The following is an 18,179-nucleotide window of genomic DNA, read 5'->3' as shown; positions in this document are numbered from 1 at the left end:
TTTCACTTGGCCGCAGGCTCGCTTGATAATATTGCTATCTGAGAAGCACGTGACGCTCTGACATTGGAAGTCATATCATGTGAATCAATGTCTGACCGACTTACAAATGGAATTATGTATGATATTAAAGAAAGGGACGGTGGTGTTAGGAATTAGAATCGCTTGAGAGCAAATAAGAGGTCTATGAGTACACTTTGTCGCTCTGATGGAATGGAGGAAGTGAATGAACAAACTTGGGATGTTCTCAAATGGACAACGAGGATGTTTCGATGCCCGTAGCTGTACAGATGACTGAGCGACCATGGATGAAATGAGGGGTCAAAATGAATTCGGAACATCATGTTTCATTGTCTTTCCGTACAAAGGGAATATTGCAGACTTCTGCGCTGGAAATCAGTCCTGGAATCAGCGTGTTCACTGGACAAAATAATGTCGGGGAATCAAGGATATTACAGCACATTGCGCAGTTAGATGTCTACCAGTCGTTCTGTCGGATTCTATCATCCATCAATATGGCAAAGATATACGAAGGGGCCTGTAAACGCTGCACCGGCACGGTGTTTTCCAACGGCACATGTTCCAGAGCCTGTTCAAAAGTCTTTCTTGAAACCATTCGATTAGTCCTATTCAACTCAATGGAATTATCGCCTATGACGTTGTACGTGAACTCTTGACCCCTAATCTGTTCGAACACTTGCCCTTCACAGTTCTTAATTCTTTCCCATACAGCATCAATCATCAGGTAACTCTCCTTTTTGGAATCCATAGTTCGCATGGGGATGTTTGTATAAGGAGATGATAGCACATCGGGCAAGTAGAAACTTAGTCTTGGAATTGAAGAGTGCGAGGGCCCACGAAAGTAGGCTCTAAGGGGTCCCATACAACAGAAGATATTGTAAGAAGCGCAAAGTTTTACGCTCGAACGTGACGGCTAAGAGTGAAACACAATCGTTGGCTGGCTCAAGCTCCCCTTTCAAAGACATCCCGGTCTTCGCAATCTCTATATACTAATTCGCCCCTTACCACATAATTGGCGGGTACACCCTTATTTTCTGTTATATGGTTACATGTTGATCTGGTAATTCAGCGACGAGAGATCGGTTATCAGTTTGCTATTGGCTGGACAACGGTGCGGCGGGGCCATTGCGCTCCAAAAGAAAAATGTTTGAACAGAAAAGTTTTCATTACTGCTTTGACCACTTGTACCATCTGATTAAGCCTTCTTAGGTTATTTCCATTCAACCGGGGAAACCGGAAGGAAGGGGAAGTCACCATGAAGTCAGGTAACCAACCAGATTCATTGCTGGAGGATATTGGGATCGTGATGTGGTATGGTAAACACATGGATAGAAAGGACCGACATTGGCAGTGGATTCCGAGTTCCGTAGGTAATGGGGGGCAGCATTACAAAAGGCTTTTGGCATCGTAGACATGCTGGCGCAGTATGCATGGATGCATAAAACAGTATTGTCGAGGCAATTGCCCACGTCCTCCGGCCGATTTCGCATCACTGACAGGTAATATTAGCACAAGGAGATGGTTTGTGGAATAATTGTTGAGTTGTATACAATCTATTTCGAGGTGAAAACATATGACGCAAATAGAATCTAGTAATAATTCTTTGAAATCAAAGGTCGAAAAGTGGTTGGAAAGGGAAGGATATTCGTTAGAGTTTTTGACGGCAACTTCTTTTGAAAAACATGGACATCGAGTGTTTCAAAGCAAACATTACGAAGACACAGATAATGGCATATTGCGTGAAGTAGATGTAGAAGCCGATCTTGATTTTCATTTCGACAACACACTTTTACGAATTACTCATATTGTAGAGTGCAAATGGAGCAAGGATAAGCCTTGGGTTGTCTTTTGTTCCAGTGCCAGCAGAAAGCACCCCGGAGCAGGAATCGCACAATCAGTAGGCTCTTATCTCGGAAGAGCACTATTGTGGCACATTGCAGGTGAAAATGAAATTTATGATACTAGCTATTTTGCTACTCCGTCGGAGCCGGGGTTTGCTGGGAGACAAGCGCTAGCAAGTGGAAAGGATTTATTTTACTCTTCGATACAATCTGTTACTGCTAGTTCGATTCTTAGAGCGGGCTATTATGACACTCAGGTACAAAATGCTATAAATATTCCCAATTACGCAGAAACAGTATTCCCAGTTATAGTGGTAAATGGTCCCCTGTTTAAGGCAGTATACGATAACACGACTGGAAAGATTGAATTAGAAGATTCGAGACATTTACGATTGCACTGGTCTGGATCTCAAAGTTGGTTCTTTGACATAAATGTAGATATTGTATCAGTTGATTATATTGATGAATTTGTTGAAAGGAGAAAGGAAGAATCCATACTATTATTTTCATCAATGCAAAAGGCGTATATCAATATTAAGGAGTGCTTTGACGCAAAAAGTTTAGAACCTATGAATGTCAACAAGGCACCAAGAGGCTTTCTTGGGTTGCCACCACTCTTAAGTAATTTTGCAGAATCAGTAAGAATCTTACCATAGCTTTGAAATGCTAGGGGGTAGATGACGGACTATACGGTCATGTGTTGAATCGGTTTCATAGGGTTCGGGCTACACATATACTTGCTGCTGGTTTACGGCGATTGTTGAGGCATTATTTGATAAGGTGAATTGAATCAAGTGAGCTGTTCCTACACTCCTTCCATGATTGTTTACTATGATTTCCAATCTGTGCGTGTGGTTTCCGCCGTCTTGGCAGGTTTAATGATCGGTAGAACTGAGTTCACAATCAGTGCAATTATGGCTGAAGCCATCAGGTATCCAAGTATAGTTTCAGCAATGGAAAACTCCTTTACCCAGTGTGACACAGGGGGGATTATCCCGTTCCCAACGAAAGTGAGGGCACTGTAATAGAAAAAGTCCAGAGGCGGAAGTTGTTTGCTCTTTCCTGCGTAGAAGTAAAGCTGTTGGTAGTCGGATGCGAATTGAATGATAACTGAGAACATGTTGTAGATAGTGAGCATCAGGTTTGAAGCTATGTTCTTTCGTCGAATGACTTGGTAGGCATTGTAGACCAACATTCCTATCATGAAAACACTATTTAGTATGAGTAAAATGAATGAAAAACCGCTCGGTATGGTCTCTTTCGGTGGGGAAGTTTGGAACGTAACTAGTGAATGATAAGACCAGAACAAAATAAGAGCCGGGACTAGGGCTAGGATGAATATGAGGGACCTGTAGATAAAGAGGAACGCCATTACAGTTAATTGTTGTCGTATTGTTTTTATAATTTTCCGCTTTAGCCGAAACTCAATTGCCATACGTTGACTTCCACTATCAAGCAATTCTTTTGTTAGCCACGTATGGATAGCATCAATGTCGTAGTCGACTTGATTGAACTCCTCCCTCATATGGTAAATTTCCTGTATGCTCTCAAGCATGGACGAGTCTGGAAACTGAATTAAGTCTGCATAATTCTGATATCCTGTGAATGTATCAAAGGCAGATTTAACTTGTTTCGAGCTATCGGCTAGACGAAAAATGCGAGATTTATACCGATTCAGAATTTCAAAGTGTGCTTCGAGGAGTTCCTGTGATTGTTGTAACCAGTGGCGCCGCCGTATAGTCCACCAACGGATTGGATATAAAAGGTTTGAGACACTTCCAGTTCTGCTGGACATTTCATCTCGAGATGACCATATAGCATCAAAGTTATCTCCAAGCTTAATCCGAATTTCGTCCTGCAATTCACATCGCAACTTTTCCATTGCTAAATACGATTTCTTATATTCATTAAGTTGATCTTGAGCGTTGCTAACCACGTCGGGCCAATCGATTTTGGCATTCATGTTAATGACTCCTCAATTGGTGAATTCTAAGTATCAGCGCTTTTACATCTATAACTTAAGGATATTGTAGAACTTCCAATTGGAAATGAAACAGCTATAGGCCATTGTAATTCAGTGGATAAAATGTAACAAGGATTGTAGATCTTATATGGTCGTGGGTGAAAATGGAATGCTTGTAAATTACAACGAAAATCAAGGTTCGATTATCCATTATTGTGACCGAGGCTGATAAGACGGAAGGTCTTATAGTTACGTGACTTTGGTCTACTAAGAGTTCAAGAAAATGTTACGCCACTAGTAATTCATTCAAGTTTGAGTGGGTCACCTTAAGACCGAACACATTGAACACTATCTCTATGTGGTTAAATTTCTTGTTGGGGCAAGATGTTGGGACTCGAAGGCGGATATCTCATTAACGATAGTGGTGAACCGTGTTAATAATTCATAATTGCCTACATTGCTTAAACCGGTAGAAACCACTAATGGGATGTTTTGGTTTCAAGTCAAGTCTTAGAAGTAGTAGCCAGTGCCCCCAGGCGTAGCATTAACAGCCCTCAATAATCTCTGCAACAGTTCTTTAACCACGTTGCCTAGAGAGTATTTTGGGAGTGCGTCTTCTGTGTGGTGGTACAGCGAGCCTTCATTCTCGGCTTTAAGATAGGCACAGATGATGGCCGGATACAAGTTTTCCTTTGTTGACATCTATGAGTTCGCCAGGGAAGCCGCTGAACAGATATACGGAAGAATATGGTGTCATCACAATGCTTTCCCTTTCTATAAAGATCTCTATTTCATTTTTTTCCGTAATTCCTAAAAGTTTTCTCACTTGTATCGGAAGGACTACCCGCCCGAGTGTATCAATTTGCCGAACGATACTATCACGTGCCAATGGGACCATCTCCTTTGGCAGCAGTATGCCTCAGAGCATCCTTGAAGAACATCACCTTCAGGAGAATCTGGACACTCTTTGGAAACAGCAAAGAAGGTCTTTTTCCTGCGACTTGCAGTGTTCGACAATGTTCCATAGGCTGTCCCCATCTAATCGGCATAGCTTATAACCTGTGATATAGGCACCTTTATGCTGTTACAAAAACAATAAGGTATGCCGATTTTTAGGTTTCAGAGAACCCAACTGATATTGATGAGCGACATTTAGGTGCTCCAAACAAAGAACCCTGATCTTCACTGAAATAGATCAAGTAGACAAGGTTACTATAAAGAGGATTCTGTTACAAAATGTCGAAATGTGTGGAATCATAACGATCTACCATAACCATCTACACTAAATCGATAAATCCGCTTTCAACTGATGGAGCCTTTATGGGTCTGTTCTTTTAGGATAGTTTGGACCGAGGCAAGAGACATTTCTACTTTACAAATCCTTTTCTCGAGAAAGCAGATTGACGCTGTATCTTAAAGTCAATGTGGGGTGACGATTGTTGGGCGGAAACGGAAATATAGAGTTGTTAAATGAAATGATATATAAAGAATTAAATGGAATATTGAAAAATCTAAACAGAAAATTCCACTTGAAATTTTATTCGATTTTGTTGCACAAAGAGGCTAGTGCAAAGATCACTAGAGTCAAAACTTCGCTCTCGAACGAAAATACACAAGCAACCGAAATTAGCCAGGAAAATTTAAGGGAACTTGAAGATGTGTTCAGTGAGCTAGACATAACCCCAGTGAGACTAGATGAAGGGAGGCTGGCTGAATCACTTAAAGAATGCATTGATTTGGAAAGATATAACCCAGCGGATATTGGTGAGCAAATTGACGAGGTGACAACAGTCAGCAGAAAGAACACGCAGTTTGGTTTTAAATCACGGGTGCTTTATGTCAACGATTTAACATCAGGAGTGGGACGGGCAAAGAAACAAATTATATACTTATTGGAGATAAGAAACATCGGCCTTGAGGCTTCTGAAGTGTGGCATAAGTCGCCGTCTCTGTCCTTTTTGAGAATGGTATTAGATTATTTCTTTTACGACTATTTCGTTCAGTCTAAAACACGAGTAGTAAAAAATAAAAAAGAAGTGGAACTTCTCAAGAAATACAAGGAAGATGGTGCGCAATTTATCCGAAGGGTCGCCAGAGTATACTTCGGTATGATACAAGAATTGTTGCAAGAAAGTAAGAGAACTGGCGACATTGGGTCCGTGGTAACCGCAGAGAATAGTCAATATTACATGAACAATCTTCTGGAGAAGATTGATGACATATCAACAAGAACTTACGAGGGTAATAATCCGTTTGGGAGTATCCTTATTATGAGTGAGGATACACTGAATAGCAGTGAGAGTCTGGTGAATTACGTCATAAAGTTTCGAGATGACGATAGGATTCCACTGGATGACTCTAAACGGATACGAAAGTTGTTGGAACCAACAAACGGGCAAACCAACTTATCTCTGATAGCAGACCATCGATTGGTATATGGAATGGGTTCAATCAACTGGGCTGATATAGATGAAGAACTCCTCTTTGACGTCCAGGTCAAAGGACTATCTAAGTATAGCTTGTCACTTATTGTGACGAATGAAAAATTAAGTAGATACGGGACGCTGGTAACAGAAAACGATACGACAATATATAAAACCGAGAGGAAGTTGGAAATACTTCGGCGAGTTTTGATAGATGTGGTATTTAAGACACCGAAGATTGGCGAAAACGGATATACTCCAGAGAGGTTCAAAAGGCTCGTGGAATCACAGTTCTATGAAGACGACTCCGAGTTTTACGCTTCGAAGGTCGAGAACCTGGAGAAAGTTGTAAGAAAGGCAGCAGAACAAAAGTATGGCACTATCGTGGTTATCACAGATACAGACACGGCGGCGAAGGAAGTAACTACTTTGAAAATGCAGTCGACGTTAATCGAACCAACTCCGATCAAGTTAGAACATGTCAGGCATCTAACTTCCATTGATGGTGCTATCTACTTTGATACGAATGGCAACTGCCATGCAATAGGGGTCATTCTGGATGGGATAGCCAAGGAAGGCATCGGAGATTCCAGTCGAGGTGCGAGATATAATTCGGCATATCGTTACATGGAGAAATTGAAAAGCATGGACAAGAAATGTGTCATCGCCATCATTTCCGAAGACGGCATGGTTAATCTTATCCCGGAATTGGATGACGAGGATAAGGTATTCACGTTGTTTCAGCAGATTATTGACCTTATCAATGAGGAAGATGAGGATAAAATAGAGGCACTTTCCGCATTTCAAGATGAAGTACTAAACTATCATGACATTGACTTTGATTTGTTCATGAAGGTAGCAGATGCTCACTTTTCCAAAGAAGAGTATGAAGACACAATTGAGTTTGTGAACAAAGGGTTGGAATCAGCACGCAACTCGTATGTGCAGACAAAGTATTACAGACTGTTGGCGCAGGCCCATTATCGGGCTGCGATGGCACAGAGATCTTCAAACGTGGAGAAGTATTTATATCACATGAATCAAGTGATCGATGCTAGTAACTTGTTTCTGGACCGAGATCCTGAAGAAGAGTTGGTTGCAAACGACTTCAATGTAAGAGCCATAGCGTTTCATAATGTTTTAGAGATGACGGAGGACGAACACAAGAGACGGCTTTATAGTGACATGTCAGAATCTGATTACGACAGAGCAATAGAGCTAGAGCCGTCTAGTGCCATAATTCGAGCGAACAGAGCTATTTTGCTGAATGCTTTAGGAAGAATGGACGCAGCGCTGGATGACTGGGTTGTTGCAGAGCTGTTAGAAAAGGACGGGACATACGTTGAGAAGATAATGAATGTACTGCGAGAAAATATTAACCTTCTCGAAGGCTGTTATGATACTTATGAGAAAGTCAAGGTTTCACTTGAAGACAGTGCGCAACTTTCTGATGCATTTAAGAATCTTCTAGGTGAACTTGAGATGCAGGACCCAAGTATTGCCGCTACTCTGCGTGATTCAGACGATTAAAAAATATACCTTAATAAGACGCTGACTTGTCCACTCCAAGTGAACCGATTCACGATGCAATAAGGATTGATGGGCCGTATTCAATGCAACCTATAACCTGCGTTAGGGCACATCAAATGGGAGGCTGGTTTACTCTCATTTGGTGGAAAGGATGCGAATGCTGGTTTCTTCAAAAATACGTTCCATTTCTTTTGCAAGTTTGCGTTTTTTCACTCTCCCCGCAATTTCCGTTACTACGATCGCTACCAAACCACCCGGGACTCCAATTTCAACCCATACGATTGGATGGCGTGGAGACATAACGTGAAAAATCGATATCACCAGCCAGGCAAGTATTGTTCCTATAGTAAAGACCAGAATTAAGATCAGGGACACTCGCCACATCCATTGCAGAACTTCCCATACTTCAACTAAAGTCTCTCTCCCATAAGCCTCCAACCAAGTATTGGCATACACGTACCTCAACTCGGCAAATAAACGATTTGAATCGTAGTCAGCAGAGACCCATCTATCTATGTGGTGTCTGATCTCAGAATTGTGGGCTGCCGCCCTAGAGTTAATAAACAACTGCAGTAATTCGCTATCTCTCTCTTCCAGAGAGATACGTTTGGCGTGTTTCGCCTCAAACCATCCGAGTGCGGGACCATAAAGTCGGTGCACAGCGTTCAGTGCATCTGTTCGCTTTCTGTTGATCTCTATCTGGGACTTTGCATAAACCCACCACGAAAAACCTATTAACAAGGCGATTGTCCAAACAGCAATGGTTGTCGACACTGATATCTGCAGCCCCGTTAGAATCGATTTCAATAAGGCACTCAGTGATTAACACCTTCTATCTATCGTCATTTTCTTACCATAAGCTTCGCTATGTGGATCGAAATACCTTTCGAGTTTGTCAGGTTGGATACCGTTGATTCACTGAGCCGCTGGAAATTGACTAACGGGCGGCTTCAACTTTTATTGCTAGTTAACTTTTGGTTGGTTCAGTACATCCCGGCTCCCACTTTCTTCTTTAGTGAGTACCTCTGTCGTCGAATGTCTATTATATGAGCTTGGTGGAGAAGGCGAACCACAGTTGCCGAGGGCAGCACCACATTTCTAAGCAGTTCATCCCATTCATCAATCTCCTATTGCTGTTTATAGTGCTTCCCCAGAGCCTCTAAGCTAAGCGAATACACACTGAGAAATTCCTTGCGAATGGACTTGTACTATTAAAACGAAAGCCGCTAGGATATTGGCGGTTAAGCAAAATGCGATCTTTTTGCTTGGGGTTCAATTCCTGACTTGCACTATCGAATTAAGGCTTGTCAATATGTCATCGGACAGCAGGAACTACAAATAGTTGTAATCCCCATGAGAAATTTTTTCAGGGGAACAGGTATACCTCGTAGAAAGACAGTTCTACGGGCGTTCGAGGGAAAAATTGGGTATAAATTCTAGGGCTGTTGTTCACAATGCAAAGAGGAGGCGACCACTATGTCACTTATGCAACTGCAACGCTTAAGCATCTCAAATGAAGAGAGGCTTAGGGACTGGATTTGGACCGAGTATCTCGAGAACCTTCCCGATTGGACTAGGGATACTTTAAGTCAACTTGAACCTGTTGCAGCCTTTCGGGAATCTGAGCGAGTACGGCCGATTTTGATTTTGGTAAGCGACCTGTTGGAAATTCAGCTATCTCAGTTAAGCCCATGTCACCTTGCTGAGTCAAGGGTTACTGACATGCTATCTGGCAACGTCGCACTGCGTGACAAGAAAGCTCTTATGAGGCTGTTAGTCAAGTCCCAATTTCCTAACTCTACCGCTATTGCACAAGGCATCTCTATCGCCGTTGCCACTCGGCAGATCCACTTTCATACGCAACTACCGCAAGCATTTCGGGAATATCTTCAGATGCTGGCCACTAATGGCAGGAGCAAGGGTACAGTGTATGAAGTGCGCAACAAGTTAGGTCACTTTATTCGATGGACAAGAGGAAAAGAGATCGATTTGGACAAAGGGACGTTTTCAAAGATTCGCCCTGGGCACATTGCCGGTTACATGGAGTATCTTCGTCGCTTGATAGCCTTGGGAGCGATGAGTCGACAATCGGCGGCTCTACGTGGGAAACTCATCCTTAGCGTTTTTGAATACTTCTCCGACAAATACGGTGTCTCCAATCTGGGACGAGGAATAGCTACGCCCAAACGTCCCGAAGAATTCGTCCGATGGATTCCGTCTGAGCAACAGGTTGAAAGGTTCTTTGGGGCTATATTGGAGTATTCACCTACGGTTAATAGAGATATGGGTCTTTTTGGTTTGATGTATCTTATGGGGCTGCGACCATCGGAGACAGAAAGAATCAACAAGACGGACTTGCGGCTTGAACTCAACGAAGTCAGCATTATTGAGAAAGGCGGAGACGCCGCAATTGTCTTCATCCCGCAGCCGCTTCTACCATGGTTAGAAGCTCTCGCCGATTCAACAGCCGAGGGTGAAAGGTTGTTTCGCATAGATAGCAAGGCGATACGGAACGACGAAAGAAACCTTCTGTTTAGACTGTATGCCCAGATTGCGAACTGGCCAGTAATTCATGGCCCAGGGGTGTTTCGGCATGCATTCTGTACACATGCCTTACGGTCCGGTATTTCGTTGTTGGACGTGAGCCGATTCGCACGCCACGAGGATATGAGAAGCACCACGCACTATATTCACCTCTCGAATCACGAGTACCGAGATAAAAATCAGGGAGCAAGTACCAGGCTCTTGAAGGAGGTTGACATCGATGCCAATTTTGCTTAAACAGGAAACTCAAGACTCTTACAATATGTTGGATCGAGTCATTGCCCAAATCGGTATAGAGGGCCTCCAGATATATCTGGCCTCCAAATACGACGTTATTTTGCAACCACGAATTGATGACGACATTGAAGAGATCACTGTGCTGGACGCACTCGAATTGTTCGAGACGGAAGACCTAAATCTACGACCTCCCACTACGAAGAAGACCTATGTGTCAGAACTCAACCAGTTTCGAAAATTTCTTGAGAGACAAAAACTCAACGACGATTTGTTAGCGGATTGCCTCACGGGCAAGGTTCTTAAGGAATATCTGAAGCATAAGAGCGGCTCGGCAACTACTCAGAACAAAAAGAAGGCTTTCTTTCGGATAATGCATTCGTTCTTTGTAGAGCAACACTTACTTTCGGAGAGCGATTTGAGTGAGGTATTGAAATTTGCCAAAGTGTATGACTCGCTCCCGAGAGCTTTGAGCAAGGAATCTGTTGAGGAACTTTTGACAATTGTGAGAGCGACACGCTACGGACTTCGCTATTTTACACTTTTTCTCTATATGGTCGGTACAGGAACTCGGATTGAGGAAGCTACCACGCTCAAATGGGCAAAGATCCGTTGGGACGAGAGCGAGATGACAGTACATGGAAAGCATCATCGTGTTGACGGGAGGAAAGTGTATGGGTCTACTGAGATCATGGACTTATTGCGCAATTACAGACGATTAGTCGGTGGTTCAGACGCTGACTTATACAGTCTAAATTCTTCGTCAAACAAGTACGTGTTCTCGGCCTCCAAAGGAACGAATCCCTTAAGTATACGAACGGTACAAGAGGTGTTTCGAAACTGTGTAAACTCAATGACGACTGTTTCCGAAAGCCTGAAGCCAAGCCTCACTCCGCATTCATTGCGTCACACTTTTGCCGTGAATTACTTGCGGGCTGGTGGAGACCTATACACCTTGTCCAAACTTCTCGGTCACGCAAACCCTAAGACAACAGCCATATATGCGAAGCTGACTCCCGAAGAACTGAAGAATGCTGCGGACGAAGTGGTTCAATATCTATTAAGGGGGGAGAACAATGCTTAGAGAGACGAACTATTTCAAAACATGGTATGAAATGGCTGAATTGGAGACAAGCACTCGCAAGAGTTACGGTAGTTCTCTCAAGCACTTTGAGGCATATCTTATGGAGACGGGGGTGTCAGAGGATGAAGTCCTTGATTTCGAACGTTTATTTGTTGATGCCAACGGTAAGCACTGGCCTATCAACCGGAATTTCATTAGAGATTATGTGGTGTGGCTACAACAACGCCTTACGGAGAAGCCAACGGCGGCGACTAATGCCTTCCAGGCAGTCAAGAGTTTCTTTCAAACTCTGCATTCCATAGACATGATTTCTACAGATCCAACCCAAGGTATCAAAGGCCCCAAATATCACAAAAGTAAACGCAATAATAGGCTCAGTCGTGATGAAACTTTAGCGCTATTTCAGGCTGCAAAGAGAACAGACCCATTTCGGAAACGTTCATTGTTGGTTGTGTATCTGATGGTACTGTGCGGTTTAAGAGGGGGGGAGGTAAGAGCTTTAACCCTCGACCAGATTGACTTGCAAAATGGGCTCATACGAGTGGATCGGGGCCAAAGAACTGGTCCTGGAGTAGCGGTAATTCCAGAAGTGGTTTTGGCGATTCTAAAGCACTATATTGGTCATCCGTATTTTGCGCAGACGGTGCGTTCGGGTGGAGAGCCTCTGTTGAGGGATACTCATGGAGATTCGCTCACTCATGTACAGCTAGCCTATGAAGTTAACAAGCTCGCAAAGGCGGCAGGCATCCCTCGGTCGATCTCTCCGCACGTCTTACGTCACACGTACGCCTCTCTAGCCAATGAGGCAGGCATACCATTAAAGATAATAAGGGATATGCTGCGTCATGTTGATGAACAGACAACTCTGACGTATGTCAACCCTTCAAAGGAGGCAGACCTGCACATTCTTAATGAATCGCCGATGGCGAGAATGTTTAAGAGACTTGGTAGTACAGGTGAGCGAATCCAACAGTAGAAAGTAACCTGACATACATGCGTTGACTTTTGACAGTTTGGGGTGGAATAATATAGTAAAACTATGAACATTGATGCGAGTTCAATCATAATTGTGATGGAGGACTTATGGATAGGGACTACAGAGAGATAACCATACCCGATGAAATCAATAAAAAGATTAACACTCTCAATAAAACACGAACTAATCGAATAAAGCTGAGCCAGAGGTTACAGCGTTATGATGAAAAATGGCGTGTGGTTTTTTTCTTATTAAACATAGAGGCTGTGGTCTGTGTGGTTTTGTCACTCATAACTGCGCAATGGCAGTCCATGGCCTTCCCTGTTTTTTCGGGCGTTTTCTCTATATACGTCATTCTCACTCAATATTTTGTTAGTCAGAGAAATTACAGTGAAAGGGCGCTAACGGTTCACCACCATGAACTCGACATAGAAGATCTCATATTAAAACTCAAGTCATTGATTTTGCTTAAAGCCGACAGTAAGAAACAGGATATGTTAGATCAGTTCAATGCAATAATGTCTGAATACCAAAGGATCCTAAAGAACAATGAAAATCACGACCAAATTGACAACGAAAGACGAGAACATGAGGAGGTTGCTGAAGCCATAGGGGAAAACACTGGCAGTGAGCAAGAAGAGGGGCACCTTGAAGGTGTGGAGCCGAATACATGGCCCGGAACTGAATCTGGTCGCACAGCTAAAGTAGGTACTAAGAAACCTAGAGAGCTCAAACCCACTCGAGATAGGACGCCAGATAACATAGTTTTACAAACCAATGTCGTTCTGAGTGTACTGTGTATTTTTGCTATACCTGCGTTGTATATGTGGAGCTATTATGTTTGGTAAGTCAATCAAGGACGAAGGGCTGGGTGAGCTAGCTTACAATTACGTGAGGTCTGTGTCTCAAAAGAATCAATATAACCCTCAGCTACGGGCCAACCTAGAATTTCTCAAGTCCCACAGGCGGGAATCTGTGTTAGAAGCCATAAATCGACCCCGTGAAGAATTCTTCGGCTTGTATCCGATAGACAAGGTAAGGGACTTTGTATATAAGAACGACTCTTTTACACCAAGAAATATGTATCTCATCAATCCGCTTTACTATTTCTACTATACGTACATAGTCTTTCGAATAGCTCGACTTTACTCTGCGGCCGACGTGGATTTTTCCAGGGAAAATCTTAGTGTTTACTATTCAGGGCATTTAGACTTTGCGGTAGACACGATGACACAGGTAGCAACGTTTGCGTCATTCGACTTTAGCTATTCGAAATTTCAGAAGAAGAGGCAGGATTTTTTTGGTAGACCTGCTCTTCGAATCGATGTAAAGGACTTCTTCTCTAACATCAAGGTTAATCGTCTAGTTGACGAGTTGCGGCAACAGTTCGGGGATATGACGGAAATCAAAGACCTTGATTACTTCTTCAAACATTGTGAATTTCAGGAGCTGCCACAGTTGCACTATTCGATTGCATCATCTATATTATCTCAATTTTATCTTCTAAAGTTTGATCACTTGGTTCAAAACCTTTTAGTTAGGAAAAATTTGCACTTAGTTAGGTTTGTTGATGATATGTTTCTCATTCACCTTAATGGCGAGACTTCAGACGTGGTGAACAACGAGATACTAAACGAAATCAGTTCTTATCTGTGGAGCACGAACCTAACTTTAAATAGTTCGAAGACTACGGCGCTTACAGCAGACGAATTCGCTAAGGGGTTTGAAATCCCGGAATATCATCTTGGCGGCAGCACCTTTTCAAACACGAAAATCATCAGTGAGAAAGCCATTGATTTGATGACCACTGGAAAATTTGTGAATTTCATTGAATCGTTGGGTACTTTAGAAAGAAAAAGTGGACTTGATGTAGAAGGGTACAAAAGGCTCTTGTCTGAATATCTGGAAGTCAACGGTGATGACGCAAACAAGGTGCTTAGGCATATTATATTTTCGAGAAAATGGACCCTTCTTAAAACGAACCAACTGAGGAAAATATCTGCTAATTGGAGATATACGTTCTTTGATCCACCTCATTTAACCGTTCTATATTTAATGGTCTGTAAATTCCTTGAGAATCAAGGCTCGGGCCCGAACGTGGGTAAAGGAATACGTAAAATGCTTAGTCATTTATTACGGAGGGAATATTTCACTTTTCGAGATTCTCTTTTGGCTGTTACTTATCTCTTTCAGAGGAGTTTTCAGCAGAGGGATCTCATTTCGAGAGTTAACTCAGTCAACCCAGATTACGTGAGCTATTTATACAAATATGTTGTCTAGTAAGGTGGTCATCGATAGAAACAGACAGTCGCAGGTGATGGCTTTTCAGAAACCTCAAAATTGCAGAGAAACGTAGCACCAAAAGACCACATGTTGGTATACCTCTGAATTTTAGATTTATGGGAATTATAAGTAGTGTAATACGACAAGGAAATAGAGAGATTATGCCTCCATTGATTCACTTGGACGGTTTTCATAAACTCCCCGAAAGCGACTTCATCTCATAGATTCTATTATGTTTTGGTCCGGTCCTTACGTGCTTGGACCGGCTCGTTGTCCAATAGGGGATGTTTCTGTACTGCATCTTGCAGCCGCTGCGCCGTCGTATGTGCATAGATGAGGGTGCTGCTGATGTCGCTGTGACCCATCAACTTTTGTATTTCGACCACGCTGACGTCGCTTTGTAGCAGTAGGGTAGCAAACGAATGACGCATTTTGTGTATGCTATAGCCTTTCCCTTCAATACCAGCTTTTCGTTCGTAGCGGTGAAACATCTCTGATAGAATTCTGCCACTCAATCGCCGCCCCGTGACGCTTCGAAAAACTGGAGATGCGAGTGACACTCTCTGGCTGTCTTTATATATTTGTAATTCGGCAACAAGCTGGGGAGGAAGTGGTATCAGTCTTTCCTTGCTGCCTTTGCCATGTATCTTGACAGTTTGGTCTATGAAATCGATGTCTTCCCAATTTAGTTTTAATAATTCGCTGCGTCTGATACCTGTAAACACAAACGTTTTCAGGATCAATGTGTCTCGAAGCTTGGTGCGCTCTTTGCCCTTCGCCATGGGGGCGTCCATCAGTTTCTGAAGGTCTGGTGCAGGCAGGTAGATGGGTACAGGCTGCCTTTTCTTCGGAGCTGTAACTCGGAGCATAGGGTTCTTGCTGATATACTCTTCGGTGTAACAAAACTTGAAAAAGCTACTCAAAGAGTGGATTTTCCGACGAATTGAATTCGGATGTAGGCCACGGTCTTCCGACAAAAAATAGATGTATTCCCGAATCATCGGTGTAGTGATGTCTTCAATCTCCGGACAACTCCCTTGTGATTCTAGAAAGCCGAAAAACTGTCGGAAATCGGTACGGTAGCTGATGACCGTCGCCTTCGAGTAATCCAGCTCCAGTCGAATGTACTGCAGAAATTTGTGGTGGCAATCGTCCAATTGCATCTGTCTCGTCCTCCCAAAATGCAGCCTGTAAGTCGGCTGGGGTTTTGGAGAACAGGGGAAGTGTAAGTCGAAGTGCGAAGATTTTACCGAGTTTCAGTGGTGGCCCGATGTCCAAGAATCCTTATGGGACAAGGGATTTCAGTAATTCTACTAAGTCCCTTCGAGGAACTCGGCTTACAAGCTTGCTTCTCTGTAACCTATAACCCGTAAGGCTTTTGGCCTGCGGGTTATTTTACTTATGGTCAGATTTTACCGAAATACATGCCTGCCTTCTATTCAGACGATATCTCCAACACGTCCTTCTAAAGGACATGTTGCACCATATGAGCCTATAATACAAGTGTGTTATGTGCTGTGAAATTGGTATGTGCTTATGAGGTTATAGGTTGAATTGGCGCCGGCACTGCAGACAGAATGCATGAGTGGCAAAGAAAGAGCCAACGTAAGATACGTTGGCTGTGGCCTTCCTATGCTACTAAGTGAGGATATCCGTTTGGATTTCCCAACGACAAGATTTGCTGAACGGTGCTAAGAACTTGTTGGGTCTGCTGCTTGGGCCGTTTTGAATACCATCTGTTTACGGTATCCGGAAACTTATGTCCTATGAAGTTCTGGACGGTCTTATCATCGTACGTTTTGGTAAGCTCGGATAATAAGCGAGTCCGAAAGTGTCTCATCGTCAATTCCGGAAGGCCGATAATCTCACCGTATTTCTTTATGATTCTTCGAAGACCACTTTTGCTCAATTGACATCGATACTGACTGATGAACATCGGGTCATCAGGTCGTAAGCCGTAGGTATATCGGACTTCTCTTAACAGTGAGTCAAAGCCTTCATCAAGTTGATATACGCCAGTTAAATTTCTCTTTTTTCGATTTATCTGTAGAATATCATCATTTAAGTGATTCCAGTATATCTCACGTAGTTCGGATTCTCTTGTACCAAACGTAGCTGCAACTCTGATGATAGCCTTATCTCTCAACCCCCAATTTCCACCATGTTTTTCAAAGTCAAGATTTAGCAGTTCCTTTAGAAGACTTAGGGTGAGAGGGCTCTCTGTCACTGGGTCAATTCTTATTCTTGACTCCCTGTCGCTCGAATCTTCCAGCAGTCTAACTGGATTTTCAGGGATGTAGCTCAGGTTCACCATGACGTTAAAAAAAGAACTTAACGAGTCCATCGCTAATTGTATAGATGCTGGTGAATACAGCTGGCCATCTTTAGTTACTCTACGGTTCAGAAAAAGACGATATTGAGCTAGACAATGATAATCAAGCCTGACTACGGAAACGGGATGTTGGAACTTTTTGTGAGCAAAGGCACTGAAATCTCGGAGTTGTCGTTCGTATGTGTCTCTAGTCGTCTTAGGATGTCGACTCCAAGCCTGCATCGCTATGTCTATTCCCTCATGCAAGGAAATGGGGCCCCGAAGATTTCGATAACGTTTTGGATTTGAACTAAAAAAGCTGTCTAGTTGCGTATCAATATCAGTTTGCGCTTCGGAACGCATTTATGATGCCTCCTTCATAGGCTCCAGACAATTCTTTCTACATAGGGATCGATGTCCTCACTCGTTGAGTAAACAAGTCAGAAGAACTGTGGAGCACTCTCTATAACATTATTTGGTTTTCAAGGTACAACCACTAGGTGGAGTAGGATCGAAAAGTGGTCAGACTTACCCCACCTAATGGTTTCCAGTAGGATAAATCTGACCACTTCTTGTGTCAGTGGGTAAAGTATACCTCTGCTATGAAATATCTGTCAAGTGGATGATAAGAATGACGGTACAACATTTGCCCTCAGTCTACTCCCATGACAGATCCGTTTGGCGTCTAGGAAAGGGGTTTACGGCCGTATAGACAGTATGGAAACTGTTCTTATCGTAGCCCGAACTAAGGACTTATTGTATCTGGATACCGTGCGGTCGAACCGACTTCGCTTTCGAACGCCTCCTACATAGGATGAATTCGATTGTCGTCACACTGCCAATACTAGTAGATTAGGGAAAGTTCACGCAGATCTAAAGGTGATGAATCACCGTAACAAGATGCGTAGATTCGTAATTTTTGACTTAACAACGAGCAATTTGATAAAGCTATGGCATGGGGGTGATGAGAGT

The 18,179-nt window shown here is 43.0% G+C and carries 17 protein-coding genes; 8 read left to right on the top strand and 9 right to left on the bottom strand.

What is annotated here, in order from left to right; all coding sequences use genetic code 11:
* Positions 1–475 precede the first annotated feature (475 nt).
* Positions 476–739, bottom strand: a complete 264-nt coding sequence (locus GI364_RS15110; protein ID WP_198850087.1) for a hypothetical protein — start codon at positions 737–739, stop codon at positions 476–478.
* A gap of 534 nt (positions 740–1,273) precedes the next feature.
* On the opposite strand from GI364_RS15110, the gene GI364_RS15105 reads away from it, so the two are divergent.
* Entirely contained in the window at positions 1,274–1,429 is a 156-nt protein-coding gene (locus GI364_RS15105; protein ID WP_198850086.1) for a hypothetical protein, read from the top strand.
* Positions 1,430–1,591: 162 nt separating this feature from the next.
* A complete protein-coding gene (locus GI364_RS15100) occupies positions 1,592–2,515 on the top strand; it encodes a hypothetical protein (protein WP_198850085.1) in 924 nt (307 codons plus the stop codon).
* Between the two features lie 173 nt (positions 2,516–2,688).
* Here GI364_RS15100 and GI364_RS15095 read toward each other — a convergent pair whose 3' ends face one another.
* The 4 genes from GI364_RS15095 to GI364_RS15080 form a co-directional block, all read right to left on the bottom strand.
* A complete protein-coding gene (locus GI364_RS15095; RefSeq protein ID WP_198850084.1) occupies positions 2,689–3,822 on the bottom strand; it encodes a two pore domain potassium channel family protein in 1,134 nt (377 codons plus the stop codon).
* A gap of 510 nt (positions 3,823–4,332) precedes the next feature.
* A complete protein-coding gene (locus tag GI364_RS15090) occupies positions 4,333–4,524 on the bottom strand; it encodes a hypothetical protein (protein WP_198854202.1) in 192 nt (63 codons plus the stop codon).
* On the bottom strand, positions 4,475–4,720 hold the full coding sequence (locus GI364_RS25430; protein ID WP_370541784.1) for an AbrB/MazE/SpoVT family DNA-binding domain-containing protein: 246 nt from the start codon (positions 4,718–4,720) through the stop codon (positions 4,475–4,477). The genes GI364_RS15090 and GI364_RS25430 overlap by 50 nt, the downstream gene beginning before the upstream one ends.
* A complete protein-coding gene (locus GI364_RS15080; protein ID WP_198850082.1) occupies positions 4,701–4,847 on the bottom strand; it encodes a hypothetical protein in 147 nt (48 codons plus the stop codon). Before GI364_RS15080 ends, GI364_RS25430 begins: the two co-directional genes overlap by 20 nt.
* A 711-nt stretch (positions 4,848–5,558) precedes the next feature.
* Here GI364_RS15080 and GI364_RS15075 point away from each other — a divergent pair.
* A complete protein-coding gene (locus GI364_RS15075) occupies positions 5,559–7,775 on the top strand; it encodes a diadenylate cyclase (RefSeq protein ID WP_198850081.1) in 2,217 nt (738 codons plus the stop codon).
* A 135-nt stretch (positions 7,776–7,910) separates the two neighbouring features.
* Here the strand turns inward: GI364_RS15075 and GI364_RS15070 are convergent, their stop codons facing one another.
* Together GI364_RS15070 and GI364_RS25425 are read right to left on the bottom strand one after the other, a co-directional pair.
* Entirely contained in the window at positions 7,911–8,549 is a 639-nt protein-coding gene (locus GI364_RS15070) for a hypothetical protein (RefSeq protein ID WP_198850080.1), read from the bottom strand.
* Positions 8,550–8,758: 209 nt separating this feature from the next.
* Complete coding sequence (locus tag GI364_RS25425) at positions 8,759–8,899, bottom strand: ATP-binding protein (RefSeq protein WP_370541862.1); 141 nt, start codon at positions 8,897–8,899, stop codon at positions 8,759–8,761.
* Between the two features lie 352 nt (positions 8,900–9,251).
* On the opposite strand from GI364_RS25425, the gene GI364_RS15065 reads away from it, so the two are divergent.
* The 5 genes from GI364_RS15065 to GI364_RS15045 all read left to right on the top strand — a co-directional run bounded on the left by GI364_RS15065 (position 9,252) and on the right by GI364_RS15045 (position 14,893).
* Positions 9,252–10,556, top strand: a complete 1,305-nt coding sequence (locus GI364_RS15065) for a tyrosine-type recombinase/integrase (RefSeq protein WP_198850079.1) — start codon at positions 9,252–9,254, stop codon at positions 10,554–10,556.
* Complete coding sequence (locus GI364_RS15060) at positions 10,540–11,637, top strand: tyrosine-type recombinase/integrase (RefSeq protein ID WP_198850078.1); 1,098 nt, start codon at positions 10,540–10,542, stop codon at positions 11,635–11,637. Before GI364_RS15065 ends, GI364_RS15060 begins: the two co-directional genes overlap by 17 nt.
* Entirely contained in the window at positions 11,630–12,613 is a 984-nt protein-coding gene (locus GI364_RS15055; RefSeq protein ID WP_198850077.1) for a tyrosine-type recombinase/integrase, read from the top strand. Before GI364_RS15060 ends, GI364_RS15055 begins: the two co-directional genes overlap by 8 nt.
* A gap of 107 nt (positions 12,614–12,720) precedes the next feature.
* Positions 12,721–13,461, top strand: a complete 741-nt coding sequence (locus GI364_RS15050; RefSeq protein WP_198850076.1) for an SLATT domain-containing protein — start codon at positions 12,721–12,723, stop codon at positions 13,459–13,461.
* Positions 13,451–14,893: an RNA-directed DNA polymerase gene (locus GI364_RS15045; protein ID WP_198850075.1), complete on the top strand. Its 1,443-nt coding sequence runs from the start codon at positions 13,451–13,453 to the stop codon at positions 14,891–14,893. Before GI364_RS15050 ends, GI364_RS15045 begins: the two co-directional genes overlap by 11 nt.
* Positions 14,894–15,126: 233 nt before the next feature.
* On the opposite strand, the gene GI364_RS15040 is transcribed toward GI364_RS15045, so the two are convergent.
* Positions 15,127–16,059, bottom strand: a complete 933-nt coding sequence (locus GI364_RS15040) for a tyrosine-type recombinase/integrase (RefSeq protein WP_198850074.1) — start codon at positions 16,057–16,059, stop codon at positions 15,127–15,129.
* A gap of 467 nt (positions 16,060–16,526) precedes the next feature.
* Complete coding sequence (locus tag GI364_RS15035; RefSeq protein WP_198850073.1) at positions 16,527–17,570, bottom strand: tyrosine-type recombinase/integrase; 1,044 nt, start codon at positions 17,568–17,570, stop codon at positions 16,527–16,529.
* Positions 17,571–18,179 lie beyond the last annotated feature (609 nt).

The organism is Alicyclobacillus sp. SO9, assembly GCF_016406125.1.
Classification (GTDB): Bacteria; Bacillota; Bacilli; order Alicyclobacillales; family Alicyclobacillaceae; genus SO9.
This window is presented reverse-complemented; position numbering and strand designations above follow the sequence as displayed.